General features: G+C 65.8%; 23 protein-coding genes. 7 read left to right on the top strand and 16 right to left on the bottom strand.

Annotated elements, in window-relative coordinates; genetic code table 11:
• Positions 1–1,335: an FAD-binding protein gene (locus PSR88_RS24320; protein ID WP_011597099.1), complete on the bottom strand. Its 1,335-nt coding sequence runs from the start codon at positions 1,333–1,335 to the stop codon at positions 1–3.
• Positions 1,336–1,578: 243 nt separating this feature from the next.
• Here PSR88_RS24320 and PSR88_RS24315 point away from each other — a divergent pair, with 243 nt between their 5' ends.
• A complete protein-coding gene (locus PSR88_RS24315) occupies positions 1,579–2,739 on the top strand; it encodes an ABC transporter substrate-binding protein (RefSeq protein WP_011597098.1) in 1,161 nt (386 codons plus the stop codon).
• 85 nt (positions 2,740–2,824) lie between these two features.
• Here PSR88_RS24315 and PSR88_RS24310 read toward each other — a convergent pair whose 3' ends face one another.
• Genes PSR88_RS24310 through PSR88_RS24295 form a run of 4 tightly spaced genes read right to left on the bottom strand, consistent with a single transcriptional unit; the run spans position 2,825 to position 9,146 of the window.
• On the bottom strand, positions 2,825–3,622 hold the full coding sequence (locus tag PSR88_RS24310) for an SDR family NAD(P)-dependent oxidoreductase (RefSeq protein ID WP_016883957.1): 798 nt from the start codon (positions 3,620–3,622) through the stop codon (positions 2,825–2,827).
• 41 nt (positions 3,623–3,663) lie between these two features.
• The gene (locus PSR88_RS24305) at positions 3,664–6,228 is read right to left on the bottom strand and encodes an ATP-binding cassette domain-containing protein (RefSeq protein WP_011597096.1); all 2,565 of its coding nucleotides are present in this window, start codon (positions 6,226–6,228) and stop codon (positions 3,664–3,666) included.
• 4 nt (positions 6,229–6,232) lie between these two features.
• Entirely contained in the window at positions 6,233–7,189 is a 957-nt protein-coding gene (locus tag PSR88_RS24300) for a branched-chain amino acid ABC transporter permease (RefSeq protein WP_011597095.1), read from the bottom strand.
• A 22-nt stretch (positions 7,190–7,211) separates the two neighbouring features.
• Positions 7,212–9,146: an FAD-dependent oxidoreductase gene (locus PSR88_RS24295; protein WP_016883959.1), complete on the bottom strand. Its 1,935-nt coding sequence runs from the start codon at positions 9,144–9,146 to the stop codon at positions 7,212–7,214.
• A gap of 108 nt (positions 9,147–9,254) precedes the next feature.
• Here PSR88_RS24295 and PSR88_RS24290 point away from each other — a divergent pair, with 108 nt between their 5' ends.
• From PSR88_RS24290 to PSR88_RS24265, 6 genes are all read left to right on the top strand, one after another.
• Positions 9,255–9,950, top strand: a complete 696-nt coding sequence (locus PSR88_RS24290) for an alpha/beta fold hydrolase (protein ID WP_016883960.1) — start codon at positions 9,255–9,257, stop codon at positions 9,948–9,950.
• A gap of 79 nt (positions 9,951–10,029) precedes the next feature.
• Entirely contained in the window at positions 10,030–11,067 is a 1,038-nt protein-coding gene (locus tag PSR88_RS24285) for an ABC transporter substrate-binding protein (protein WP_011597092.1), read from the top strand.
• Positions 11,064–11,843 carry an SDR family NAD(P)-dependent oxidoreductase gene (locus tag PSR88_RS24280; protein ID WP_016883961.1) on the top strand — a complete coding sequence of 260 codons (780 nt, stop codon included), beginning with the start codon at positions 11,064–11,066 and terminating at the stop codon, positions 11,841–11,843. The genes PSR88_RS24285 and PSR88_RS24280 overlap by 4 nt, the downstream gene beginning before the upstream one ends.
• 56 nt (positions 11,844–11,899) lie before the next feature.
• Entirely contained in the window at positions 11,900–13,063 is a 1,164-nt protein-coding gene (locus tag PSR88_RS24275) for an ABC transporter ATP-binding protein (protein ID WP_016883962.1), read from the top strand.
• On the top strand, positions 13,063–14,763 hold the full coding sequence (locus tag PSR88_RS24270; RefSeq protein ID WP_011597090.1) for an ABC transporter permease: 1,701 nt from the start codon (positions 13,063–13,065) through the stop codon (positions 14,761–14,763). Before PSR88_RS24275 ends, PSR88_RS24270 begins: the two co-directional genes overlap by 1 nt.
• 44 nt (positions 14,764–14,807) lie before the next feature.
• A complete protein-coding gene (locus PSR88_RS24265; protein WP_011597089.1) occupies positions 14,808–15,572 on the top strand; it encodes an SDR family NAD(P)-dependent oxidoreductase in 765 nt (254 codons plus the stop codon).
• A 67-nt stretch (positions 15,573–15,639) separates the two neighbouring features.
• Here the strand turns inward: PSR88_RS24265 and PSR88_RS24260 are convergent, their stop codons facing one another.
• The 11 genes from PSR88_RS24260 to PSR88_RS24210 all read right to left on the bottom strand — a co-directional run bounded on the left by PSR88_RS24260 (position 15,640) and on the right by PSR88_RS24210 (position 26,443).
• On the bottom strand, positions 15,640–16,671 hold the full coding sequence (locus PSR88_RS24260; RefSeq protein ID WP_016883964.1) for an NADP-dependent oxidoreductase: 1,032 nt from the start codon (positions 16,669–16,671) through the stop codon (positions 15,640–15,642).
• Positions 16,672–16,687: 16 nt separating this feature from the next.
• Entirely contained in the window at positions 16,688–17,689 is a 1,002-nt protein-coding gene (locus PSR88_RS24255) for an MBL fold metallo-hydrolase (RefSeq protein WP_009477832.1), read from the bottom strand.
• 11 nt (positions 17,690–17,700) lie between these two features.
• The gene (locus tag PSR88_RS24250; RefSeq protein ID WP_011597087.1) at positions 17,701–18,036 is read right to left on the bottom strand and encodes an EthD family reductase; all 336 of its coding nucleotides are present in this window, start codon (positions 18,034–18,036) and stop codon (positions 17,701–17,703) included.
• Between the two features lie 75 nt (positions 18,037–18,111).
• A complete protein-coding gene (locus tag PSR88_RS24245; protein WP_081437460.1) occupies positions 18,112–18,720 on the bottom strand; it encodes a TetR/AcrR family transcriptional regulator in 609 nt (202 codons plus the stop codon).
• A gap of 83 nt (positions 18,721–18,803) precedes the next feature.
• Positions 18,804–20,312 carry a class I adenylate-forming enzyme family protein gene (locus PSR88_RS24240; RefSeq protein WP_011597086.1) on the bottom strand — a complete coding sequence of 503 codons (1,509 nt, stop codon included), beginning with the start codon at positions 20,310–20,312 and terminating at the stop codon, positions 18,804–18,806.
• 75 nt (positions 20,313–20,387) lie between these two features.
• Entirely contained in the window at positions 20,388–21,455 is a 1,068-nt protein-coding gene (locus PSR88_RS24235; protein ID WP_011597085.1) for an NAD(P)-dependent alcohol dehydrogenase, read from the bottom strand.
• Between the two features lie 15 nt (positions 21,456–21,470).
• Positions 21,471–22,232 carry an SDR family NAD(P)-dependent oxidoreductase gene (locus PSR88_RS24230; protein ID WP_011597084.1) on the bottom strand — a complete coding sequence of 254 codons (762 nt, stop codon included), beginning with the start codon at positions 22,230–22,232 and terminating at the stop codon, positions 21,471–21,473.
• A 35-nt stretch (positions 22,233–22,267) separates the two neighbouring features.
• Complete coding sequence (locus PSR88_RS24225) at positions 22,268–23,029, bottom strand: SDR family NAD(P)-dependent oxidoreductase (protein WP_009477826.1); 762 nt, start codon at positions 23,027–23,029, stop codon at positions 22,268–22,270.
• Complete coding sequence (locus tag PSR88_RS24220; protein WP_016883968.1) at positions 23,026–24,228, bottom strand: acyl-CoA dehydrogenase family protein; 1,203 nt, start codon at positions 24,226–24,228, stop codon at positions 23,026–23,028. The genes PSR88_RS24225 and PSR88_RS24220 overlap by 4 nt, the downstream gene beginning before the upstream one ends.
• A 50-nt stretch (positions 24,229–24,278) precedes the next feature.
• Positions 24,279–25,241 carry a phosphotransferase family protein gene (locus PSR88_RS24215; protein ID WP_016883969.1) on the bottom strand — a complete coding sequence of 321 codons (963 nt, stop codon included), beginning with the start codon at positions 25,239–25,241 and terminating at the stop codon, positions 24,279–24,281.
• Positions 25,238–26,443: an acyl-CoA dehydrogenase family protein gene (locus tag PSR88_RS24210; protein WP_011597081.1), complete on the bottom strand. Its 1,206-nt coding sequence runs from the start codon at positions 26,441–26,443 to the stop codon at positions 25,238–25,240. Before PSR88_RS24210 ends, PSR88_RS24215 begins: the two co-directional genes overlap by 4 nt.
• Positions 26,444–26,452 lie beyond the last annotated feature (9 nt).

The following is a 26,452-nucleotide window of genomic DNA, read 5'->3' as shown; positions in this document are numbered from 1 at the left end:
TTAACAAGTACTCACAGGCGACAGCATCGCTCGATCCGCGGCGGCCAGGCCGAACACCAGTGCAGGGGCGATACCGCCGGTGTACGCGCGGTTGTAGAGGCCGCCGGTATCCGACCCGGCCGCGAACAGTCCGCTGATCGTCCCGCCCTTCACATTCAGGACACGGCCGTGCTCATCGATGCGGATGCCGTGGAAGGGGAATGTCAGGGCCGGGCATGCCTCGACGATGTAGTAGGGCCCCTCGTCAAGCGCCTGCGAGTCGTAGCGACGCGATGGCCGAGTGTCCGGACCGGCCGCATTGAGTGCCCGGATCTGATCCGCAATCGCGGCACCGTCGTAGCCCCATTCCTCGGGAAGATAGGCGAACTCGTCGAGATTCTCGGCGATTCCGCACCGCCCACCCCGGCGCTGCGCGAGGTCGAACTTGTCGAGTGCGGCGGCGCCCTCGACGTAGCTGCCGGTGATCCACTCGCGGTACACCCGTGCGTCGGCGACGAGCAATCCGCGCGACTCGGGCTGCTCCAGCAAGTCCATCGTGGTCAGATGGTCACCGACGGTCTCGTCGGTGAAACGACGGTTGTCGAGATTGAACAGCAACGCATGCTCGCTGTAGTAGAGCGACAGCGCGACGAAGTCGGCCGTGTCGCGGAAGCGCACGCCGGTCGGGACGAGATGGCCGTAGAAGCCGGACCGGTCCGTGCCGGAGGCGGCGCCGACGGCCTCGGCCAGACGTAGTCCGTCACCTGCACTCGTGGGATTCGAGCGCAGCTGCATCCCGCTCGCGGCGGGATGGATATGCTCACCGGCCAATTCGGGACTCGCCTGGAATCCGCCGGTGGCGAGAATCGTCGCGTGGGAACGTATCTCACATTCGGTACCGTCCGAGAGTCGCACACGGGCACCGACGACTCCGCCGTCCAGCGCGATCAGGGAGAGGGTCTCTGCGCTCGTGTGCAACTCACCGCCGTGACTACGAATTCGCCGACGACACTCGTCGATGTATCGGGTGGTGTCGAATTGGTGGCCCGTGCCGTAGCGGAGAACCGTCACCGCGTCAGCGCACTCGACCCCGAGCGAGCGAATCCAGGCGATTCCGTCCGAGAATCCGTCGACGAGCGCCCGACGCAATGCGGGGTCGCCGTTCGGATTGACCTCTTCCATGACCTCATGGGAAGGGGCAGTCCACGCGTATCCCGCGAACTGGGCGGACCCGCCAATCGTTGCAGACTTCTCGACGACGACAACCGACCGACCTCCGGCCACCGCTCGCGCCGCGGCGGTCAACCCGGCCATGCCGGCGCCGATGACGAGTAGATCGGTGTCGATTCGTGGCATCTGGTGCTCCTCTTCCTCCGAACAGTGGCAATGTCACCCCACACCGTAGTTCCTCAACTGAAGTCAGTTCAAGCAAATCGCACACTTTCGCTCGAACAATCCCCTCGTAGCGCGTCACTGCACAATGCACTCGCGGCAACTTCCACCGCTGGAAGGAATCCGCATTCGGTCCGCGAATGTGATTGCCGACACAGCATTTGCTCTATAACATCCATTGAACTGAACTCGATTCAAGGAGCGGATGTGCGGAAAATACTTCTCACGGTCGGCGTAGTCCTCGCCACGGCGTTGACGGCCTGCGGAACGCAAGCCGGCGACGGCGATGCGGGCGGGCCGATCAAACTCGGCGCATGGCTTCCCCTTTCGGGACCACAGGCTTCCGGGGGTCTTCCCCAGGAGGCCGGCACCCAAGCGTTCTTCGATCAGCTCAACGCGGCAGGAGGCATCCACGGTCGCCCCGTCGAGTGGACTCCGGTCGACAACGCTTTCGACCCGCAGCAGACGATTCAGGTGGCGCGGCAGCTGGTCTCTCGCGACCGGGTCGTCGCGATCGTCGGCGCAAACGGCACAGCCACCACGGAGGCGACGTTCCCATTCGTTCTCGAACAGAACGACATACCCATCTTCGGAACCTACGGCGGCTCCACCGCCTGGTACGACCCGCCGCGGGACGGTTTGTTCGGCAGCCAGACGCTCTACGAGAACCAGGCGCGTGCCGCCGCGCAGTGGGCGCTCGACGAGGGTGCCAAGAAGGTCACGATCATCCGCAACGATCCGGCAGCGTTCGTGAATGTGGGTGCCGTCGCCACGACCGAACTGGAGAAGGCCGGGGCGGAGGTCTCGACGGTGGAGGTCAAGCTCGGTACCACGGACTACAGCCCGTTCGTGTCCCAGATCCGTTCGGCTGCACCCGATGCAGTCCTGACGATCCTGCCCATCCAGGAGGCCGCCGCGTACCTCAACGAGATGGCCCTGCAGGGTGTCAAGATCCCCAGTTACGGCTACTCCCCCACGATCGGTAACAGCCTGCTCGACCTCGCAGGCCCGAACGCGGAAGGGTTCCGCGCCGTGTCGCTGACGCTGCCGCCCACCGCCGACAACCCTGCGGTCGAGGAGTACCGACAAGCGCTTGCGAAGTACAAGCCGGGCGAGAAGCCCGATTTCTACTCGCTGGCAACCTATGGCTCGGCGAAAGCGTTCGCTCAGGTCCTCGCGAGCATCGACGGCGAGATCACGTCCGAGTCCGTCACCGACGCGATAGTCACGAGCGGCACCCTCGACACCGGCGTGATGCCTCCACTCACGTTCAGCGCGGATGACCACCTCGGTACCGACAGTGTGGTCCGGGTCCAGGTCGAGGGCGGCAAGTTCGTTCCCATCGGAGACTTCGTGTCACCGCAGTAGCACCGCGAGCGCATCCAGGTCGGCGAGTCCGACCTGGATGCGCCCGTAGCGAAGACCGTGGTCCTGTTCCCACTCGGATGAGCAGTCAGACGGTGAATCGTCCACGGTTGCTGAGCAGCACCGCACCCACGACGTTTCTGGCCTGCTCCGAAGCGAGAAACAGCACGTTGTCCGCGATCTCGTCCGGTGTCGCATACGGCACCGGTGTGTTGTTGACCCACTGCACTTTGAGTTCTTCCGGTGTGCGAGCGGCCATACCGGTATCCGTCGGGCCGGGAGCGACGAGGTTCAGTCGGATACCGAACGCCACCACCTCCTTGGCGACGGCCTGGCAGAAGGCATGGACGGCGGCCTTCGATGCCGCGTAGTGCGGGTATCCCGTCAAGGTGTCGAACGCCGAGGACGAGCCGATCACGACGATCGCGCCGCCTTTCGGCTTCATCGCCCGCACGGCGGCGCGCACCACGTGGAATGTGCCATCCAGGTTGACCGACATCACTCGGCGCCACTGCGCATCGGTGAGGTTCGCCGTCAGGTCGATCGGTGTGCCTGCGGCCGAAGCCTCCGTGATGATCTTCTTGGATGCTGGATCGTCCACGCCGGCGGCGTGGACGACGACGTCGAGCCGCCCCTCTGCGTCGAGAACCTCCGCCATGGCGGCATCGACGGCCTCCGGGTCCGAGACGTCGACCCCTCGTGCGATCGTCGTGGGATCGTCACCGTACCGTCGGCGCAATTTCTCGACCGCGAGATCGGCCACGTAGACGCGGGCAGCTCCCTCACCGACGAGTTGCGCGACGACGGCCGCTCCGATTCCCGATCCGCCTCCGGTCACCAGGGCCACCGCCCCGTCGAATCTTCCCTGTCCTGCTGTTCTGTCCATGTTCGTCCGTAGTCCCTTCGTCAGAATCGAGCGCACTGCACTCACCGATTGATCTCGCCGACAGCTGCCGGGATGTCTGTACCGAAGTAGGCAGCCTCGGCGATGCGGCCGAAGCCCGGAGTATTGCTGTTGCCGCGCGCGACGGCCTCACCTTGGCGCAGAACAATGACCTCGCTGCAGGCTTCGAGCGCGCGCGCGAGCGACTGGTCCAGCAGGATGGTCGTAATGCCCCGGCGCGCCAGGCCGTTCACCTGTGAATACACTTCGTCGACCATCGCCGGGGACAGACCCAGCGCGGGTTCGTCGAGGATCAGAACTTCGGGATCGGCCATGAGCGCCCGGGCGATGGCGACAAGCTGTTGTTCGCCGCCGGACAGCGAGCCGGCCGGTATGTCCATGCGGGTGCGGACCCGTTCGGGAAGCCCTTGCCGCAACTCGTCGAGCCGAGTACGCAGCGTACGGCCGGAGATTCCTGCGGCATACGCCGCGACCTCGAGGTTCTCGCGCACCGACAGGGTGCGGAACAAGGCGCGCCCCTCGGGAACCAGGCTGAGCCGCAGTGCGTCTGTGCCATCGACTGTCCGGGTGCCGCCGGTCGACTGCAGATCGCCGTGCAGGATCCGCCCCAGCGTGCTCTTGCCGGCGCCGTTCGCACCCACGATGCCGAGGATTCCGCCTGCATGGACGTCGAGATCGATGCCGGACAATGCCTGCACGCCCTCGTAGTGGTGCTCGATCCCCCGCACGGAGATCAGCGGCGCCGCCGTGCGATCGATGTCGGGTGCGATCAGTGTGGTGTCGATGTTTCCCAGATACGAGTCGCGGACCAGTTGGTTCTGCAGGACCGTGTCCGGGGTTCCATCGGCGATCAGCTCGCCGAAGTCGAAGGCCACCACCCGATCTGCGACGGAGAACAGGTCGTCGAGGACGTGGTCGATGATGACCACGGCGGTACCGGAATGCGAGAGCCGGCGGATGTGGTCGGCGAGGGTGTGACGTTCGTCGGCGTCGAGGCCACCGAACGGTTCGTCGAGCACGATCAATCGTGGGTTGTCGGCCAGCGCCGCGATCGCACGGGCCAGATCGACCCGTTTCTGCAGCCCGAACGGCAGTTCTGCGGGGAGTCGGTGCACGTGGTCGGCCAATCCGACACTCTCGAGGACCTGCAACGCTGTGTCGCGATCGGCGCGTTGCCCCCAACGGTTGACGACACTGACATTTTCGAGAACGGTCAGCTCTGAGAAAAGCTCCGCGTGCTGAAACGTCCGGCCGAGGCCGAGCGAGCGTCGACGCGTCGCCCGCACCCCGTGCAGGGGCCGGCCACCGAGTTCCATTGTCCCCACAAGTTCACCGCCACCGATCAGGCCACACAGGGCGTTGACGAAGGTAGTCTTGCCGGCGCCGTTCGGCCCGATGATCGCGAGCACCTCACCTGCATCTACGCGGAGGTCGATGTTGTGCACGGCCTGAAGACCACCGAATCGAACACCGAGTGCCTCGGTTTTCAGCACGGCCACCGCGGCGGTATCGGCCAGCGTGTCCGGAACCGATCCCGCAGTGTCGAGAAGGCTCGGTTGGGAGGTGGACAGCGTGGGGCGGCCGAGTGCACGGGTGAGCGGGACGAATCGGCGCAGCAACCTCCCGGCCGTCGGGACGATTCCATCGGCGAGAAACAGCAGGGTGAGAATCAGTACACCCCCGATCAGGTAGGGCTGGTCGATCGACAGCGACGACGCCAGCGTCGGTGCGGATGCGAGGAACGCACCACCGAGAACGGCTCCGATCACGCTGCCGGTCCCGCCGAGGACGGTCGCTGCAATCAGGTTGACCGCGAAGACCATCGAGAATCCCTCCGGGCTGATGAAGCCCGACAGCAAGGCAAGGAGCACACCGGACAAGCCGGCGACACCCGCGCTGATCGCGAAACCGAGGCTCGACTGCAGTTCGGGAGCGATACCGATCGATCTGCCCGCCAGTGGGTGTGTCTTGGCCGCAACCATGCGCATACGTATGGTCGTGCGGCGCAGGAACACCGACACTGCCACAGCGAGACCGAGGACTCCGACGGCCAGGTAGGTGACTGCGTCGGATGACGGAACGAGTTCGCCGAGCGTGGTGTCGAATGCGTCGACCGGCACTCCTTGGTCACCGCCGGTGACGCTCTTCCACGCACCGATGATTTCGAGAGTCACCAATGTGAACGCCAACGTGAGAAGCGCGACGTACAGCACGGAGAAGCGGGAGCCTGCGAACCCGAGGAAGCCTCCCAACATTGCGCACAAAGCCACGGCGACAACGGACGTGAAGGCCAGTCCCCAACCGCTACTGCTGCCGTAGGCGGTCACATACGCGCCGACCGCGACCATTGCGGGATGCCCGATCGACCAGATACCCGTCCACCCGGCCAGTAGCGAGATGGACAAGACGATCAGTCCGTACACCGCAGCGAGTCCGACCGTGTAGATCTGGTAGCCCGGCACGAGTCCGGCAGACAGCACCATTATCGTCAGGATCGCCGCAGCCGGTCCGCCGAGAAGCTGAGCGGCGCTGTACAGCCGCTGGGCGGAGCGTCCGGCACGCTGCGCCGAGCCATCTTTTGTGACCATGGAATCAGACCCTCTCGAAGGTTTGGCGGCCGAAGATGCCCTGGGGACGAATGAGCAGCACGAGCACCGCAACGCAGAAGACGAACGTGTCTCGGAAGCTGGCGGAGATATAGGCTGCGGCGAGGTTGTCCAGGACACCGATGATGAGCCCACCGATGACCGCGCCGTACATGCTTGTGAGGCCACCGAGCAGGATGCCTGCGAAGGCACGGAACAACACGGGGGCGAGTATCACCGGCGAAACCCCGGTTTTCGGGGCGTACAGGAAGACTCCCAGCACTGCCAGCGCCATGCCGAGAGCCCAGGCGATCCGCGCGACCTTGTGCGCGTTGATGCCCAGGATCTCCGCGGTCTCGGCAGATTCGGCGACCGCGCGCATCGCGGATCCGACCGGCGTACGCGTGAACAGATACGCAATGGCCGACACGGCCACCGCGGCGAGGAGAATCGTGGCGATGTCCTGGAGCATCAGATTCGAGTTGCCGATCGAGATCGTGCCCTCGACGAGCTGCGGGAATCGTCGCGGCTGCTCTCCCCAGTAGTGGCCGATCAGATGCTCGACAATGATCGACAGGCCCATCGTGACGACGAGCGCAGCGAAGAGCTTGCCTTGCCCGAGCGGGCGAATCAGCGCTTCCCGCACCACGACTCCGCTGAGAGCTCCGAAGACCACTGCGACCACCAGGGCGACAGCAATGCCCACGCCGGCCCCATACGCGCTGAGGGCAACGTAGATGGCGAGGGTCGATAATGACGCCATTGCAAAATTCATGACGTCGGTGGATCGGAAGATGATGACCAATCCGAGTCCGATGAGACCGTACACGGCACCATTGGCGATGCCGGTGGTCAAAGTGATGAACAACTGGTCCACGATGCCTCCGAGGGGCGGCCGGATATCAAATTGAGTTGACTTCAGTTCAAGTAATTTAAATGACCTCAGGTGTGAGCGCAACCACACTCCCGCCCCCCGTGAGTACTTGTTAACTGCGGGCGGTTAACAAGTACTCACGGGCGACAGCACGGCCTTCGGAGACGGCGTGCGCGACTTTGCGCGGCACGAGAGCGTCGCCGATGACGTGCACGCGTGCGCCTTCCGGTGCGAGTTGCGACCAGTCGCGCGGGCGCCGCTCACCGGCCACGACCACCCGGTCGACGTCGAGGCGCGTCCTTTCTCCCGACAGCGTGTTCTCGAACTCGACCGAGCCGTCGGTGACCGCGACGAGCGACGACAGCACGCGCACGTCGACCGGTTCGCCCGACAGCCGACGCAGGTACTGCACCCGGCCCTCCGCGGGAAGACCCGACGCGAAGGCCGCGGCGGGCGTCAGAACCGTGACGCGGTCGGCACCCGCGGCAAGCGCCGCTTCGACCGTGCTCGCGGCGGGCCAGAGCCCGAATCCGTCGTCGACCACCACGACGTGGCCGGCGCCGCGAAGAGCGCCTCCCGCACCGAGCAGCGCCTGAGAGGTGAGCACGGACGACGTTCCCGCCAATCCCTGGGGAAGTTCTTCCACGGCACCGACGGCCAGGACTACGTCGTCGAAGTCCGCCAGGTCGTCGGCATTGACGGTGTGCGCCAGACGGATTGCCACCTTCGGCATGTTGTCGGCGTAGTAGTCGAGGAGGCGACGCCAGCCGCTGCGATGCGGCGCGTCTGCCGCTGTCGCAAGCTGGCCTCCGATTCGCTCTCGTTGTTCGAAGAGTGTGACGTCGTGGTCGGGCCCGAGCCGCATCGCGCACTCGAGCCCGGCGGGGCCTGCACCGACGACGGCGATCCGTCTCCGCACTCGCGACCCGCGCGTGGGCCCCAGCGTCAGCGGGTACGCGGGACGTGCGGAATGACCCGGCGGCGCGAGGTCGGGATTGACCGAGCACAGTAGGACGGGGTCGAACGCCCGGCAGTCCTCGTTGCAGGACACGCACGGGCGGATCGACGCCTCGCGGCCGGTCAGTATCTTCCGCGGGAAGTTCGGGTCGGCGATCAGCGGTCGTGCCACACCGACGAGGTCGGCTCCCGATTGCAGTGCACTTTCGATGGACGCGCCGGTCCGGAACGACTGTGACACGAGCAGCGGGGTCACTGCGGCGGCGCGTAATTGTCCGACCGAATCGAGCAGCGGCGGGTCGGTTACGGCCATGTCCCGGACGTAGGTGGTGCGTACGCCGACCGTGACGTTGACGTAGTCGAAATCGGAGAGGTGCGGTAGTACGTCGCAGAGACCGTCCATGCTCAGGCCGGCCTCGTCGCCACCGTCGGAAGAGACGCGGACTCCGAGTACGACGCCGGGGCAGGCGTCGCGGACCGTTGAGGCGATGCGGTCGAGGATCCGCACACGCTGCGCACCCGTCGCAGCGTCTCGTCCGAGGTTCGTGTTCGGGGAGAGGAATTGCGCAAGTAGATATCCGTGGGCTGCATGCAGTTCGACGACCGGGAAGCCGGCCGACCACGCGTGGAACGCGGATGTACGGAATGCGTCCACGACCGCGTCGACGTCGGCGCCCGAGAGGGCGCGCGGTCGCGTCGGTTCGCGGGGCGAGCGGACAGCGGACGGCGCGACGGGGTGACTCCACATCTCGGCGCCCAGAGTTTCGCGTCCGAGGTGCACCAGCTGGCAGGCCGCGATGGCTCCTTCCTCGGTGATCGCCCGCGCCCGAGCCTCCAGTCCCGCGAGGGCTTCGGGACGCCAGGCCTCGGTGATGTTGCCGTTGCGATTGGTCGAACCGGGCGACACCACCGTGCCGCCGACGATGAGCATCGCGGCACCGCCGGCCGCGCAGCGCCGCCAGTAGTCGTCGTCGCCGCGCGAGGGGATGCCGCCGGCGACGGCGCCTGACGCGTGCGGCGTACCGACGAGCCGGTTTGCCAACCGAAGCGAACCGAGCTGCAGCGGCCGCGCTGCACGTGGAGTCGTCACACGGACCTCCTAAGTGAACTGGATTCACTTCACATTATCAGGTGATTGACATCACAGGACGATTTCCTTAGATTCAAACTGATATCAGTTCAATTAGCGAGGAGCAACATGTCGTTCGTTCTCGTCCATGGCGCAGGAATGGGCGCCTCGTGCTGGGCGCCCCTCCTCCCCTTACTCGAAGGTGACACTCTCGCAGTCGATCTCCCGGGACGGGGACGACGGCGCTCAGTCGACCCGCGGTCCGTCACCCTCGACGACTGTGCCGCCGCCGTCATCGACGATGTGGAGGCGGCGAACCTCGAGGACATAGTCCTCGTCGCACACTCTTTCGCGGGAGTGACGGCCCCTCGGGTCATGCAGGCACTCGCACACCGACTACGGCACGTCGTCTTCCTGTCCGCCGTCGTCCCGCCCGACGGGACGCGAGTGATCGACCAGATCGACCCGGGCGTCCGCGCCGCTGTGGAAGCCTCGATAGAAGGTGGTGTGTACCGCCAGGATCCGATGGACGCCGCCGCGATGCTCTGCAACGACATGGACGCGGAACAGACCGACTGGATGATCGACCGGTTGGTCGACGATTGCGGCGCGCTACTCACGGAGTCCGTCGACCTGTCCGGTCTCCGCACCGATATACCCCGTACATACGTACGTTTGACCAAGGACACCTGCTATCCGCCCGAACTCCAGGAAAGATCGGCCGCCCTCGTCGGCGGCGACACCACATTCCTCGAATCCGGCCACATGGCCATGGTCACGATTCCCGATCGCGTTGCCGCGCTGCTCAACGGTGTCGCGCCGTAGGCCTCATCCGACTCCTCCATCCGTCACCGAACACACGGGTTCGCATTCGTCGAACCGATACCGGAAGGGCTTTCATGCCATGAGAAGTATGCCGATAAAGCTGATGGCCGTCGCAGTGGTCACCGCTTTCGCCTCCGCCGCTTGTGGATCCGGCGGTTCCGGTTCCACCGGTCCCGTGTCCGGCACGTGGGACGACGTCGTCGCCGCAGCCAAGGGCGAAGGCAGTGTCCTGCTGTACTCGAGCCAGAACCCCGCCAATCTCGAAGCTCTCAAAGTGGCGTTCGAGCAGGAGTATCCCGAGATCTCCCTCGAATACGTCCGGGGCACCGACGCCGACATCAACCCGAAGGTCGAGGTCGAGAATCAGACGAAGCGGGGTACGGCCGATGTGCACATGATGACCGACGCCGCCTGGATCGAGACTGCCGCCGCGTCGGGCACCTACTCGACCGATCTCGTCGGCCCGGCATTCGATGCGCCGGAGTACCAACCGCAGAAGAGCATCATTTCCGACAAGTTCTTCCTGACCAGCGCGGCGGTGTTCGCTCTCGGCTGGAACACGACAGCACTTCCGGGAGGTCTGCAGAAGCCGGCAGACCTCCTCGACCCGGCGTTGAAGGGCAAGATCGGAATCGTCAACCCGTCCGGCATCGCCTCGTACGTCGACTTCTACCGATTCTTCGAGAAAAACTTCGGCGCCGACTATCTCCAGAAGCTCGCGGAGCTGAAGCCGCGAATCTACCCGAGTTCACTGGGGATCGCGCAGGCCTTGACCTCGGGCGAGATCGTCGCAACCCCTGTGGTGCAACCGCTGGTGCGAGAAAAGGAATCGGGAGCACCGGTGGACTGGGCATTGCCCTCGCCCCCGTGGGGAACCCCGTGGTTCACGCACGCACTGTCCGCGGCGCCGCACCCGAATGCCGCACAGGTGCTGGCGAACTTCATGGTCACCCCCGCCGGCCAGAAGGCGTTGTCACTCGGTTACGCGAGCGCACTCCCCGGCATCGAAGGAAGCGTCGCACAGGCCCAGGACATCGCGCTGCCCAACCCGTCCGACCTGACACCCGAATCGCTCACCGAATACCAGTCCGATTGGGAAAAGAGATTCATCCAGTGACGACCGACGACGCGCGACTGCGCGACACCTGCGCTCTCGTCACCGGTGCCGCACGAGGGATAGGTGCCGCGACCGCAGAACTCTTCCACGCCCACGGCGCCACGGTCTACCTCGGCGACGTCGACGACGAACTGGGAGAAAGTGTCGCGGCGAAAATCGGTGCGCGCGCGCACTACCGGCACCTCGACGTCACCGACGAATCTCAGTGGACGCGCGTCACCACCGAGATGGCGGATCGCGGGCATCCGATGCGTGTTCTCGTCAACTCCGCGGGCGCCGCATCCAAAGCGCCCATCATGCAGACGTCGCTCGCCGACCTACGACGCATGATCGACCTCAACCTCGTGGGGACTTTCCTCGGCCTGCAAGCCGCAGGCACCGCCATGACCACGGGCGGGTCCGTCGTCAACCTGTCCTCGTTGCGTGGTGTCCTCGCGACGGCCGAGCTCGGTGCATACGGCGCGTCGAAGTTCGGCGTTCGCGCCCTGACCCGAGTCGCGGCGTTGGAGTTCGCGGAATCGAATATCCGGGTCAACGCCGTGTGCCCGGGCAGCATCGAGACGGCAATCACCGCCGGCGCCGACTTCGCCGACGACGACATGGACGCGTATGTGAAAAGCATTCCGCTGCAACGCCGAGGTCTACCGCTCGAGGTGGCGAAAGCCATCCTGTTCCTCGCGTGCGAGGACAGCAGTTACATCACGGGCTCCGATCTCATGATCGACGGCGGAACCTCCGCGGGCGCCAGGACTCCGAAGCGCCCGACGCAATCATGAGATGAACTGAATTCACTTTTTTCCGACAAACCACTCGCAACCAAGCAGGTGCCAAGGTGACATCGCAATTCAGCGTTTCCAACCTGACCAAGACCTTCGGGTCCAACACCATCGTCGATCAACTCGACCTCGACATTCAGGACGGTGAATTTCTCGTCCTACTCGGCCCCAGCGGTTGCGGGAAGACGACCACCCTACGATGCATCGCCGGCCTCGAAACACCCGAGCACGGGTCGATCACGTTCAAGGACCACACCGTCTTCGATGCGTCGACCCGCATCAACGTTCCGGCCTACAAGCGCAACATCGGCATGGTCTTCCAGTCCTACGCGCTGTGGCCCAACATGACAGTGCGAGAAAACATCCGGTACCCGTTGAAGGTTCGACGGATGAAGAGCGCCATCGCCGCAGGACAGGTCGAGACCGCGGCCGGCATGGTGGACTGCGGTGCCCTGCTCGACCGGTATCCGTCCCAGCTCAGTGGTGGACAGCAACAGCGAGTCGCCGTGGCCCGCGGCCTGGTCGCCCAACCCGACCTGGTGCTGTTCGACGAGCCCCTGAGCAATCTCGACGCACGGCTGCGCGATCAGGTGCGGTCCCAGATTCATCAACTACACCAACGACTGGGCTTCACTGCCGTATTCGTCACCCACGATCAGGCCGAGGCATTTGCGCTCGGTGACCGACTCGCCATCATGAAGGCGGGCAAGATCGAACAGTACGACACCCCGGAGCGGGTCTACCAGACCCCTTCCTCCGACTATGTCGCCGCGTTCATCGGGATGGCGAACCGGCTCGAACTCGTCCGCAGGCACGAGGGGTGGACCACGCGAGCGGGGGCCCCCGTCGACCTCGACGCGGCCGTCGTCCAGGGCGACTACATCACCGGCGACACGGCTGTGGGACGACTCCGGCCCGAGGACCTCGCACTTCATCATTCACTCGACGAGGTCCGCGCGGGTGACGTCGGCTTCGTCGGCGAACTCGTCACCTCGGAGTACGGAGGCCGCTATTTCGACGTAACGGTCGATGCCGGGGGCGAGCAGTTGTACGTCCGCGCAGATGCGGAGCTGCACGGACGCTGGTTGCGTGGCGCCACCGTCGGATCTCCTCTGGTGGTCAGCTTCTCGCTCACCAAGCTGCGAGTGTTTCCGCATCCGGACGGTCACGTGGATCTCCAGGTTCCCGTGCTCGCCCAGGCCGCCCGATCGGAGGCGTGATGGCTACGGTTGCGGTGAGTCGCAGCGCACGTCCGTTCGTCGTCAGTACGGTGTGGCGTACCCGGCTCGGGTACGGCGCACTGCTGGCGGTTCTGGCGTATCTCGTCGTGCTCCCGCTCTTCCGATTGCAGTCGCTGGCGTTCGAGGACGGCGGTCGCGGATATCAAGCCCAGTACGGACGATACGACATCGGTCAGACCATCCGGACCACGGTCGCCCTCGCAGTCTCGTCACTCGCCATCGCCATGGTCCTGGGAACGATTCTCGCGTTCGCGGCGACCAGGCTGCCACGCCGGCTGAGCTTTCTCAGGATCGTCCCCATCCTGCCCATCGTGATGCCCGCGGTGGCCAATGTGGTCGGCTGGGCCTTTCTCCTCTCCCCCGGACCCGGGTACCTGAACGCACTCCTCCGCAAGCTTCCCTGGTGGAGCAACGTCGACTCCGGACCGATCGATGTCTACAGCACACCGTGGATCATCATTCTCACGGGCTTCGGACTCACGTCCTTCGTCTACCTCTTCGTCAGCGCGGGAATGCAGAACATCAGTTCCGAGCACCTCGAGGCAGCACAGATCAGCGGTTCGTCGACGCTCGGGGTGTTCTTTCGGGTAGTGCTCCCGCTGCTTCGCCCGTCCCTGGTGTACGGCGGTGGAATTGCGCTGCTTCTCGGTTTGGGCCAGTTCACCGGGCCGCTCCTGCTGGGACAGAACACCGGCGTGAAGGTCCTCACCACCGAAATGTATCGACGGGTATCCGAGTCGCCTGCGGACTTCGCCGCTGCAGCCGCGGCCGGTTCGCCGCTCGTCATCTTCGGTGTCGTCGTCGTGCTGGCGCAGAAGATGCTTCTCGGCAATCAGTCACGCTTCGTCACGCACGGGGGAAAGGCGTTCGCGCCGAACACCGGCCGCTCGGCCTGGGCCGCCGTGTGCATCTCGACATACGCCATGCTCGCACTCGTCGTTCCGTTGATCGGACTCGCCATCGTCGCCGTGTCTCCCTATTGGTCGGAGACACTGTCCTGGAATCTCTTCACACTCGACAACTTCCGGGCGCTGTTCCGGACGGCGAGCATCGTCGACTCCGTGTACACGAGTCTCCTCACTTCGGTGGTGGCCGTCGCCGTCTGCGTGCCGATCGGTTACCTCACCGCCACGCTGCTCGTGCGAGGGCGCAAACACAGAGTGCTGGGAACCATCGGTGACGTCATCACCGCTCTCCCCCTGGGTATTCCAGCGGTGATCTTCGGCGTCGGGTTCCTGCTCACGTACACCCAGCCTCCGCTGATCCTCTACGGGACCAAGGCTGTCATCATCCTCGTCTACATCGTGCTGATGGTGCCCTTCTCCACCCGGATGCAAATGACGGCGATGCTGTCGCTCGGAGAGACCTACGCCGAGGCGTCGGCAACGAGCGGCGCGAGCCCGTTCGTCACCAACATCCGGGTGATCCTGCCGCTGATGAGGCCGACCGTGCTCAGTTCCGTCGCCTTGATGTTCATCCTGCTGACCCACGAGTTCGCCGCCTCACTGCTCGTCCGTGCCGCCACGACACAGGTGATGGGTACGCTGCTGTTCGACCTGTGGGAGAACGGTTCCTACCCGCTGGTGGCCGCGATGGCTCTTCTCATGACCGCGGTGACCAGCATCGGTGTCGTGGTCGCGATGCTCGTCGGTGGCCGAAACGTATTGAGCAACCTCTGATGTCGATCTACCTGCCCGATTCGAACGAGTGACAAGGAGTCCAGATGACTGTCGGCCCTGACCGACTGCGCGACAAGGTCGTCCTGCTGACGGGGGCGACCGGCGGTATCGGCGCCGAGATCGTCCGAAGGCTCGCCGACGAGGGCGCTCACGTCGTCGTCACCGATCTCGAGAAATCAGCCTGCCAGGACTTGCTCGATACGCTCACCCAGCCCGAGCGACATGCGGCGCTCGCCCTCGAGGTCTCGTCCGAGAGGCAGTGGGAAGACGTCGTGGCAGCAACCGAGAGCACGTTCGGCGCGCTGCACGCCTTGGTCAACAACGCCGCCATCGGCAGCGTCGCCACCGTCGACGAGGAAACCCGATCACACTGGGACCGGGTCATCGGGGTCGGCCAGACCGGCACGTGGCTGGGCATGAAACATGCCGGCCCGCTGATCGAGCGGAGCGGCGGCGGTTCGATCGTGAACATGTGCTCGATACTGGGAACGGTGGGCGGTCTGGGCAACAGCGTTGCCTATGCAGCCGCCAAAGGCGCAGTCCGCACGATGACCAAGAACGCCGCCCTGCATTGGGCGAAAGCGGGAGTGCGCGTCAACTCTCTGCATCCGGGATTCATCGGTACGCCCCCACTGCTCGAGCGCTGGGAGGGCAGCGAGCGTCACCGCGAGATGCTGGCCGGCACCCCGATGGGTCGCCTCGGGCGGGGTGAGGAGATCGCGGCCGTCGTTGCCTTCCTGGCGGGCGACGACTCCACCTTCGTCACCGGCTCGGAGATCTACGCCGACGGCGGGTGGACTGCGGCCTGAGCGAGACAGACGAATATGGCCCCCGCGTGATGCGGGGGCCATATTCTTCGGTGTAGCCGCTGGAGCATCAGCGTAAGCGGCACAGCGTCTTTCCCACGGTGCGGCCGTGCAGCATCGCGACGATGGCGTCCGGCGCCGACCCGAGGCCGTCGAACACGGTCTCCTCGACAACGAGGCGACCGTCACGGAGGTAGCTCCCGACCTCGTCCCGCATGTCGCCGAGCAGATGGTCGTACGCTCCGGCCCGGAAACCCCGCACCGTCAGGTTCTTCGCCACGATCTGAAAGAGATTGCCCGGACTCGGTGCCGCCGTGTCCGCGTCATAGGAGGCGACGGCTCCCGCCATGGCCACCCGGCCGCCCGGCCGAAGGTGATACAGGGCGGCCTCGAGATGCGTTCCACCCACGTTGTCGAAATACAGGTCGATGCCGTCTGGTGCCGCGTTTGCGAGCGCTCCAGCCAGGTCCGGGCTGTGGTAGTCGAATGCGGCATCGAGTTTCACCTCGTCCAGCAGGAACCTGACCTTCTCGCCGGAACCGGTGCTGCCGACCACGTAGTGACCTCGGAGCTTCGCGATCTGCGCGGCGAGGCTGCCGACCGCACCCGCGGCCGAGGAGATCCACACGACGTCTCCGCTCGTGAGTCCACCGATGCACTGCAATCCCACGTACGCCGTGAGCCCGGAACTGCCCAGCGCTCCGAGATAGGATTGCGGCGGGTGCACGCTCGTGTCGAGACGTGTCACGCCACCGGCCCCGGCCAAGGTTTCGCTCCCCTGCCGGACCACCGCGAACTCGCGAAAACCCTTGATGTGCAGAACCGTGTCGCCCTTCTCGAAGCCGGGGTCACGGGACTCGAGTACCTCGCCGACGGCCAACCCGCCCAGCGTCTCCCCGATGCGGAACGGTGGGAGGTAGCCCGCGGGGCCGGTCGGGCCGAGACGCATCCTGACCGACGGGTCGATCGACGACCACGAGTTGCGCACGAGAATGTCGCCGGGCGCGAGTTCTTCGGGAACCGTCACCACGTCGAGGTGGAAGTCCGACGGCCGGACCTTCCCCCGGGGATGGCGCGCCAGTTTCAGCTCATGACTCTGCATGGGAATCCTTCCGCAGTCAGACGACGGAGAACACGTCGCTGTCGCCTCGTCTTCGGACTGTGAGCCGGCCGCGATCGACCAACGTGTCGAGGTGGGCGAGGGTCTCACAGGTCGCGATCATTTGATTGAACGGGTCGAGGGTGGAGAACGGCCTCTCGCGACGCGTCCACGTAACCGCGTCCGCGACGGCAATCGCGGTCGCCGGCCCGAGCGAGACCAGCGCGTCGTGCATGGTCATGAAGCGCCGGTCATGATGCGCGAGAAGTTCTTCGACGCGCAGGTGCACACTCGGTGCCGGATCTCCGTGCGCCGGAAGCAGTCGCGAGTCGGGGCGTTCGAGCAGTCGGGTCAGCGACTCGAGGTAGCGCCCCAACGGCAGATCCCAGTCGCCGAGTTCGAAGCCGATCGACGGCGTGATCGTGGGCAGGACGTGGTCGCCACTGAAGAGCACCCCCTGCTCGTCGTCGTGGAAAACCATGTGCCCCTTCGTGTGGCCGGGCGTGTGCACCACGTCGAGTGTGCGCCGTCCGATCCGAAGCGGACCTGCGGTGAGCCAGTGGTCGGGCTGTTCCCAGTCCGAGGGGTGGAACGGTTCCGCGGCGGTCATGACCTCGACCGTGTCTGCCAGGAGAGGGGCACCGGCGCGGCGGAGTTCGTGCAGCGAGTCCGTCGGCACGTTACTGCCGAGTGCACTGACGGCCGCCAATCCGTCAGCCTCGGCCACGCCGAGGTGGACGCGGGAGCCGTGACGGCGGCGGAGTTCGATCGCGAACGTGTAGTGATCGCGGTGCACGTGGGTGACATAGATGTCGTGAATCTGCTCGGTGCTGTGACCGATGTGGAGCAGTGCGCGCTCCATCTCGTCGAAGGTCGTGCCGACTCGCCAGCCGCCGTCGATGAGGGCAAGCCCGTCCTCGGTCTCGAGGGCATAGACGTTCACTGCTCCCAGGCCGTCGCCCGGCATCTGGAGGGGCACTCGATGCACACCGGGCGCCACCTCGTAGCAGCCCGGTTCCATCCAGTGCGCCCTCATGATTCACCGTTGTCCACTTCGACCATCGTTTTCTCCTCCCCCATGACGAGGATGCGCTTTCCACGCATCTGGCCGACGTTGTCTACTGCGGCTTGCCATTCCGGGCTGGCGAGTGCGGCATCGAGGTCCTCGCGGGAGTCGAAGCTCAGAATCGAGACGCCGTCCCATTCCCGGGACCGGTCGTCCATGGCGTCGAGCACCTCGGTGTGCTGCCAGCGCCGCAGGCCCGGCAGCGGGTAGGTCACGTCGGCATGTTCACCGCGCCACCACTCGATGAACTGCTCATGGCTCCAGTCGTGCGGACGAGCGGCCAAGACGATCAAGTTGTACATCATCACTCCATAACTGACCTGAATTTAGTTCAAATATCGAGAGTAAGAAAAACCACCCCTCCGCACACGCCCGCGTTACGCGCGGACGATGCGCAGGGTGGCGTCGCGAACGTGCTGGTTGAGCTGGTCGAGGGTCATGTCCCCGCCGGGTCGATACCACCGCCACACACTGACGACGAGTCCGAGAATCAGCCGGGCCATCAATCGTGGATCACTGTCGGCGAATACGCCCGCACCCATCCCCCGCGCAATGAGAAGAGACCATTCTTCTTCGATCGAGTTCACCAGCGCGCGCGAGGTCTGACGCTCGGCCTCTTCCTTCTCCGATTGGCGGGGAGTGGCGAGCAGATCCATGTGGCTTTGAAGGATGCGCCGCTGAAGGGCGTCCCGCGGGGTCGCTTCCAGAGCGCTGGTGACGGCGGCACTCAACGCCTCGACCGGGTCGTCGACGCCCTCGATCGCGGCGGTGAATCGCTCGAGCGACTGCGCCAGTTCGAGACGCATGATGGTCAGCAGGCAGTGACCCTTCGACTCGAAATAGTGATAGAGCGCCGTCTGGCCGATGCCCACCTCGTCGGCAATCGACGCCCACTTCGTGTGCTCGAAGCCGACCTCCCCGAAGCGTTCGATCGCGGCCGTCAGAATGAGCCCGCGCTTCGAACGCGGACCATCGCGGAGCGTCATGGCTTCTACGGACACGAGTCCCCCATCCATCTGTTTGTTCGGGTCGGTACCTCAGAGACTACCTGAACTGAGGTGAAGTCGGGTCAATATGAGTGGCTGTCGGTACCCGCGAGCAGGCGTGTTGCAAGAACTACCGCATCCGGCCGAGACAGCTTCCCCACCCGATTCTGCGGCAGATCGTCGATCGCGAAGACGAACTCCGGCCACTTGAACTTCGGGAATTCGATGTCTCCGAGATATGCGACGACCTCGTCGAGGGTGATCGGATCGCCGGTACTCACGACCAGGGCCGCAGCACGCTCACCGAGTAGCTCGTCCGGAACCGGGACCACACACACCTGGGACACGGTCGGGATGCGTGCGATCGCGGCCTCGACCTCGTTGATGTCGATGTTGCGGCCCCCGCGAATGATGATCTGCTTCTGGCGCCCCATGACCCGGATGGTGCCGTCCTCCGCGACTTCGACGAGGTCGCCGGTGGGCAGGAATCCGTCCGCGGTGAGTTCGGGGGGCGCGGGAACCCCTGACCGTGCATAGCCGACGAAGAGGGAGGGACCCATGACCTGGGCATCGCCCACGCGGCCCGGTGGCAGAGGAGTGCCGTGTGCGTCGACCGCCCGGACGACGGTCCCGGGGAAGGGACGACCGTCCCGCCCCAGGCGGACGCCCGGTTCGTCCGCGGGCAGCGGGGTCGTGTGCCCGAGACACTCGGACATACCGAACACACGCAGGAACGTGGTGCCGAGGGTCTGTTCGGCGCGACCGAGCGCGCCGGCATCCATGGGACCACCGCCGACGGTCATTGCGCGCAGCGACGTCAGCGCTCCCGCAGCATCCGGCGCAACGGCCAGCTGAAGCGCCATGGTCGGGACGAGCATCGTCCACGCGACCCGGTGTTCCCGGACGATCTGGAGGGCTGTCGCAGGCTTCCAGCCGTCCATGCAGACCATCGGCGCGGCCAGCATGGCGGGGAGATAGAGCCCGAAGCAGAAAGCGGCTACCGACGACAGTGGCACGAACGCCGCGACAGGATCTCCAGGTTCGAGGCCGACCGCCTCGACCGTGCAACGGCAGGCGTACCGGATTGCGGATTCGGACTGCACCACGCACTTGGGATGTCCGGTCGACCCGGACGTCATCGCGATCGCGATCCCGCCGTTCCATCGCTCGACGTCGCTGACCGGTGATCGCGACCAGCGCATCACCCAGCCGGCCGGCGCGGCCGCCTCCTCGCAGAAGCGGTCCTCCGGTACACCCCAGTGCGAGAGCGACTGCCGGTCGGCGATCACCACGTCGGGTGCGATATCGTTCAGGGCCACGGCGAACTCCGACGGGGTGGCATGTCGGCTGAACACCGCGATCAGGCCGCCGCGCAGTCCGACGGCGATGGCCGCGGCGAGTGTGCGCCACGTGTTGTCGGCCTGCACCAACACCGTCGGTGAGCCACCCGTCGCGGCGTTCAGTTGGGCGGCGAGCCCGGTTGCCGCCGCGACCACCTCCGCCACCGTGTGCTCCCCCGTCGCATCGACGACTGCGATGTCATCCGGAGAATTCGCTGCGCGAGCAACGAATTCGCGTGCCAGCTCCCACATTCCGCCGACCCTTTCATTGAAGTGAACTAGTTTCATTATTGACTACGACGCGCACCGCGCCCAGCTTTTCGTCCGTCACGGGATCACGACGGCCCTCCCGGTGATCTCGCCGCGGCGCAACTTCGAATACACGTCGAGAACGTCGTCCAACGGGTACGCGGTCGCCTCGACGGCCAGCAGGCCCCGGTTCGCGAGGTCGACCACGGCCTCGAGGTCCGCTCGAGTTCCCCAGAACGGCGCAGTCACCTGCCACCCCGCCGCGAGTCCCACGTCTTTTCCCACCGTGAGCCGACCGCCGGCGCTGCCGACGGTGACCAGTCGGCCCCCGGGGGCGAGCAACTGTGCCGCCGATTCCATCGTGTCCGGCGCTCCGACGAAATCGAAGACCACATCAGCGCAGTGACGCCGGGCCACGCCGGACCGCAAGGTCGCAACCTCCGCGATGTCCGACACCGCCACGTCCGCCCCCAATCGACGCGCGAGGTCGCGCGAACTTGCCCGCGGATCGACCGCGACGATCGTTCCCGCGCCTAGTGCGCGAAGAACCTGGATCGCGAGGTGGCCCAGTCCCCCGACACCGACCACCACGGACACGGAGTCGGCGTCGACGACGTCCCGGTTGGTACGGATTGCGTGATAGGCCGTCAGGGCGGCATCGGCGAGTGGGGCGGCGCTCTCGGGAGCGAGCCCGTGGGTACGGACCAGGCACCGCTCCGATGGAACGATCATGGTGTCGGCCAGACCGCCGTCATACCCGATGCCGTTGCCGATCGCGGTGAGACGACCGTCCTCGCGTGGGCTCAGTTCGAAGCAATAGTTCTCCCGACTTCGGCGGCAGTTGCGGCATTGCCCGCACGACCAGACACCATGGACGACGACGGACTCGCCGATCCAGGACTTGTCCGCCGACGGGCCCGCACCGACGACGGTTCCCGCCACCTCGTGCCCGAGCGTGAACGGAAGGGGATAGTCGAATACTCCCGCGGGTGCGTCCATCACGTGCAGATCGGATCTGCACAGCCCGGCGGCCTCGACCCGGAGAAGCAGCTGATGCCCCCGCGGTTCGGGAACCGGGATGCGCACAACCCGTGCACCGTCACCCCAGCCGGTCAGGCGTACTGCGCGCATCGTCGGAACTGCCATGAGTGTCACCTTTGCCTACCGGGCGGTCCAGCCGCCATCGACCACCAGAGTCTGGCCTGTGACGTACGACGACGCGTCCGACGCCAGGAAGAGCACGGCCCCGTCCACCTCACCGGGGCGTCCGCCGCGGGCGAGCATCGTGTTGCGGCGCACCCAGTCCGCCGAGCGCTGGTTGCTGAACAATCCATCGGTCATTTCCGTGTCGAACCAGCCCGGCACGATGGCGTTCACGCGGATCCCACGCCTGCCCCACTGCCCGGCGAGTTCGCGGGTCAGTCCGAGCACGCCGGCTTTCGATGCCGCATAGCTCGCCCCGCCGATGGGTGCCGTCGACACCAGCCCGACGACCGAGGAGATATTGATGATCGACGCGGCCTCGCCTGCCGGTGTGGTCGAGGCGACGGACGTGGCGAGATGAAATCCCGCGGCCAGATTGACGTCGAGAATCGAGGAGAATTCCTCCGGGCTCTCGTCCTCGGCGTTCGGCCTGCCGGGTCTGCCTGCGTTGTTGACGAGGACGTCGATTCGTCCGGCCTCCGCGAGTACCCGATCGACCAGCGAGCGCCGATCCGCGTCCACGGTGATGTCGCACTCGACGGGGACGACCCCCTCGACCTCGTCGGCCAGCGCCGCGAGGCGCTCGACACGGCGGGCGGCCGCGAAGACCGTCGCGCCCGCCGACGCCAGTGTCCGCGCGAATCCCGTTCCCAGTCCGGACGACGCACCCGTGACGACGGCGACGCGACCGCTCAGCTGAAACAGCTCGGGTACCTGCATGTGGTTGGCTCCTACTCGTGTTCGTGGCACGCGCGTCAGTAGACGGCCGTGCGCCCGCCGTCTACCGGGATGACGGCACCCGTGGTGTAACCGGCACGGTCGCCCGCCAGATGCACGACGAGACCGGCGATTTCGTCCGGGTGCCCCAGGCGGCCGGCAGGGAGTCGGTCGATGATCTTGCCGACGAACTCGTCGTCCCAATCCGCCGCCATGTCGGTCGCGAATCCGCCCGGCATGATGCAGTTCACCCGTACCCGGGGCGCGTATTCCTGAGCGAAGGCCATCGTCAGCGCGTTGAGACCGTTCTTCGATGCCGCGTACATCGCCTCCGGCGGGCTGGGCCGCAATGCCCCGATGCTCGAGATGTTGATGATCGAACCGCCCCCGGCCGCGCTCATCCTGGCACCGGCCACCGCCATGAGCCGGAACGGGCCCTTGAGGTTGACCTCGATCGTCTTGTCGAAGAGCGACTCGGAGACCGACTCGAGGTTCGGCGAGAGAGGTGCGATGCCGGCGTTGTTGACGACGATGTCGAGGCTCCCGAACTGCGCGAGAATGTGGTCGACGGCGAGTTCGATCGCGTCCCACTTCCCGACGTGCAGTGCGAGCGGTTCGGCGATGCCACCGGTGTCCCTCGTGATCGCGAGGGCCGCGGAGATGCACGCGTCCTCCTTGCGACTCGACACGATCACCGTGGCCCCCGCGGCGGCCAGCCCGCTGGCGATGGCGTATCCGAGCCCACGGGTGGCCCCCGTGACGAGTGCGACCTTGCCTGTCAGTTCTCGCGGTGCATTCATGCGTACTTCTTCAGCTCGAGGCGCGCGATGGTGCGCAGATGGACTTCGTTCGGACCGTCGGCGATCTGCAGCGCCCGGGTGATCGCATACAGCCGGGCCAGGATCGTGTCGTCACTCACCCCTGCCGCGCCGTAGGTCTGGACGGCATGGTCGACTACCCGATGAGCGACCTCCATGGCCGCGACCTTGATCGCGGCGACTTCCGACCGGGCCGCGGCGTTGCCCCGGGTGTCCATCAGCCACGACGACTGGAGAACCAGCAGCCGGATCTGGTCGATCTCCATCCGGCTGCGCGCGATCCACTCCCGTACCACACCGCGGTCGGCGAGCGGCGCACCGAAGGCATTGCGCTGCAGAGCTCGTCGGCACATCAGCTCGAGGGCGCGCTCGGCCATGCCGATCGCCCGCATCGCGTAGTGCATGCGGCCCGGCCCCAGCCGGCCCTGCGCGATCGCGAAACCGTCGCCCTCCGCGCCGAGCATGTGATCGGCAGGCACCCGGACGTCCGTGAACTGGACCTCGCCGTGACCGAGCCGGTCGCGGTACCCGAACATGGGCAGATCGCGGAGCACCTCGATACCGGGAGAATCCGCGGGCACCAGGATCATGCTCTGCTGCCGGTAGGTCGGAGCGTCGGGATCGGACTTGCCCATGAAGATGACGAGCTTGCAGTCGGGGTCGAGAATGCCCGAGGTGTACCACTTCCGGCCGTTCAGGACGTATTCGTCGCCGTCCCGGCGGATGGTCGACGTGATATTGGTGGCGTCCGAGCTCGCCACATCCGGTTCCGTCATGGCGAACGCCGACCGGATCGTGCAGTCGAGGAGCGGCGCGAGCCACCGGGACTGCTGTTGCTCGGTGCCGTACATGGCGAGGATCTCCATGTTGCCGGTGTCGGGCGCCGAACAGTTGATGGCTTCGTTGCCGATCACCGAGCGTCCGACCAGCTCGGCGAGCGGGGCGTACTCGAGGTTGGTGAGACCGGCGCCCCACTCGCCGTGCGTCATGAAGAGATTCCACAATCCGAGCTCGCGCGCCTTCGCCTGCAGGTCCAGCATGACCTTGGGCTGCTCGTGTGGGTTGTCGTTCGACTTGATCTGCTCGTCGTACACGGCCTCGGCCGGATAGACGTGCTCTTCCATGAAGTTCCGCAGCTGCTCGAGCAGTTGCTCGGTGCGCGCGGAGTATTCGAAGTCCACGTGAGGTCCTCTCTGTTCCGTCATCGCGTCACGCGATGATCGGAGGTTGATCAGGCAAGTAGCGCGGTTCCGCTGCGGATGAGCTGCGAGATGGTGTCGGGCAGCCGTTCCTGGTCGGGGTCGTGGTGACGGCCCTCACGGTGCCGGCGCAAGTTGTGGCCCATGATCGCCGCCATCTTCAGACGGCCGAGCGCGTTGAACCAGTTCATATCCGGCAGCGCCGGGTGATCCCCGGTGTAGAGGTCGATCAGTTCGTCCGCGGACGGCAGGTCCGGCACCGCGCGTCCCACCCCGGGAAAATTCGCACCGTCGGCGAAGACGAGGAACCAGCCCAATTCGACCCGCGGATCGCCCAGGCTCCAGATCTCCCAGTCGATCAAAGCCGCGGGCTCGGTGTCACGCGCAATGATGTTGCCGAGCCGGTAATCGCCGTGCACCAACGTCGGTGCCAGCGCGTCGGGGAGATCGGCGGCGAGGAGGCGTAGTAGTTCGTCGCCGCCGCCGACGAGGTCGGGAGGAACGGCGTCCAGGGTGCGTTTCCACCGCGCCAGCTCCGCACCGGGTGACAACGGGTCCCCGGCCGCCGGGATCGTGTCGACCGGCACCGCGTGCAGCAGCGGCAGCACCGCGGCGGCCCGGCGCATCCGTGCCGCCGCGACGGCCGGTTCGACCGGCGGGGAATCGAGCACCGGCTCGAGCGATTCCCCGGCCACGCACTCCATCGCGAACCACGCCGGCCCGTCCTCGTCGACCGCGACGATGCGAGGAACGGGAACCTCTGTCGCACCGAGTGTTTCCATGATTCTTGCCTGGCGCACCATATCGTGCCGCCCGATGGGGCGTTGCCCCTCGGGAACCGCCTTGACCACGAGGTCGCCGTCGCTGGTCTGCACTTTGTATGTCAATCCGGAATGGCCACCGAGGAGCGGCTCGAGTGTGCCGACGTCGAGGCCGGGGCTCTGCTCGCGCAAGCGCTGGGCTACCCGGACGCCGAGTGTGCTGTTCGTCGTCATCGGCGCGGCTCCCTCGGCAGACCGAGAACACGCTCGGCGAGGATGTTGCGCTGGATCTCGTCGGTGCCGCCCGCGATCCGGTACCCGGGTGCGCCGAGCACATGCTCCGTCCACGCGAACGTTCCCCACTCGCCCGAGTCGGCAATCAGATCGCGTCCCAGCAACAGCCGGACGACCTCCGACGTACGCGCCATGGTGTCCGTGGCGAGCAATTTGCCCACCGATGCCTCGGGTCCGGGGTCCTTGTCGGCGACCACTGCCGCGGCCACCCGCATACCGGTCACGCGCTGGACATAGCTGCGGGTCACGAGATCCGCGACCTTGTCACGCTCGATTTCGGTCAGCTGCCGGTCGAGGTGACGGGCGAGTTCGACGGCGTGATCGGCGTTGGCCAGACCCAGGTTCCCGGCATCGAGTCGCTCTGCCGCCAGCACCGTCAAGGCGACCGGCCACCCCTCCCCCACCGGACCCAACCGGTGGTCGTCCGACAGTTCGACACCGTCGAGATAGACCTCGTTGAAGGAACTGCCCCCGGTCATCTGGCGGATCGGCCGGACGGTGACCCCGGGAGCATCCATCGGAACCAGGAACACCGTGAGTCCTGCGTGTTTGGGCGCGTCGGGGTCGGTGCGGCACACCGCCACCCCCACATCGGCGACGCGGGCGCCGGACGTCCACACCTTGTGCCCGGTGATCGTCCAGCGGCCATTCCGTTCGACTGCCCTCGTCCGGACGGCGGCAAGGTCGGATCCGGCTTCGGTCTCCGAAAAGAGCTGACAGGCAATGATATCGGTCCGGAGCATCGCGCGCACATACCGTTCGCACTGTTCCGGTGTTCCCCACTGGGCGATTGCCGGGGCCACCAGTTGCTGCGTCACCGAGAACATTTCGGTCCGGCGCGGCACGTCGAAACAGTTCTCCTCCCGACGGAACGCAAGGACGTAGGACATCGGCAGGCCACGGCCACCGTACTCGTCCGGCCAATTCATCGAGCCCCAGCCGGCGTCGAACTTCGTCTGCTCGTACGCCCGGATATGGTCGGTCTCGTCGCGCTCCTGCTCCGCGGTCCAATTCTCGAAGACGGCGACGGAGTCGGATCCCACCCCCCACTTGATCTGGGTGCGCGGTTCGGCGACGGTTCTCAGCCACGCCCGCGCTTCGTCCACGAACTGGTCCAGGTCGGGCATCGTTGCTTGATTCATAGCTCTTCC

This window comes from Rhodococcus sp. DK176 (genome assembly GCF_038447315.2).
Taxonomy (GTDB): domain Bacteria; phylum Actinomycetota; class Actinomycetes; order Mycobacteriales; family Mycobacteriaceae; genus Rhodococcus_F; species Rhodococcus_F jostii_A.
This window is presented reverse-complemented; position numbering and strand designations above follow the sequence as displayed.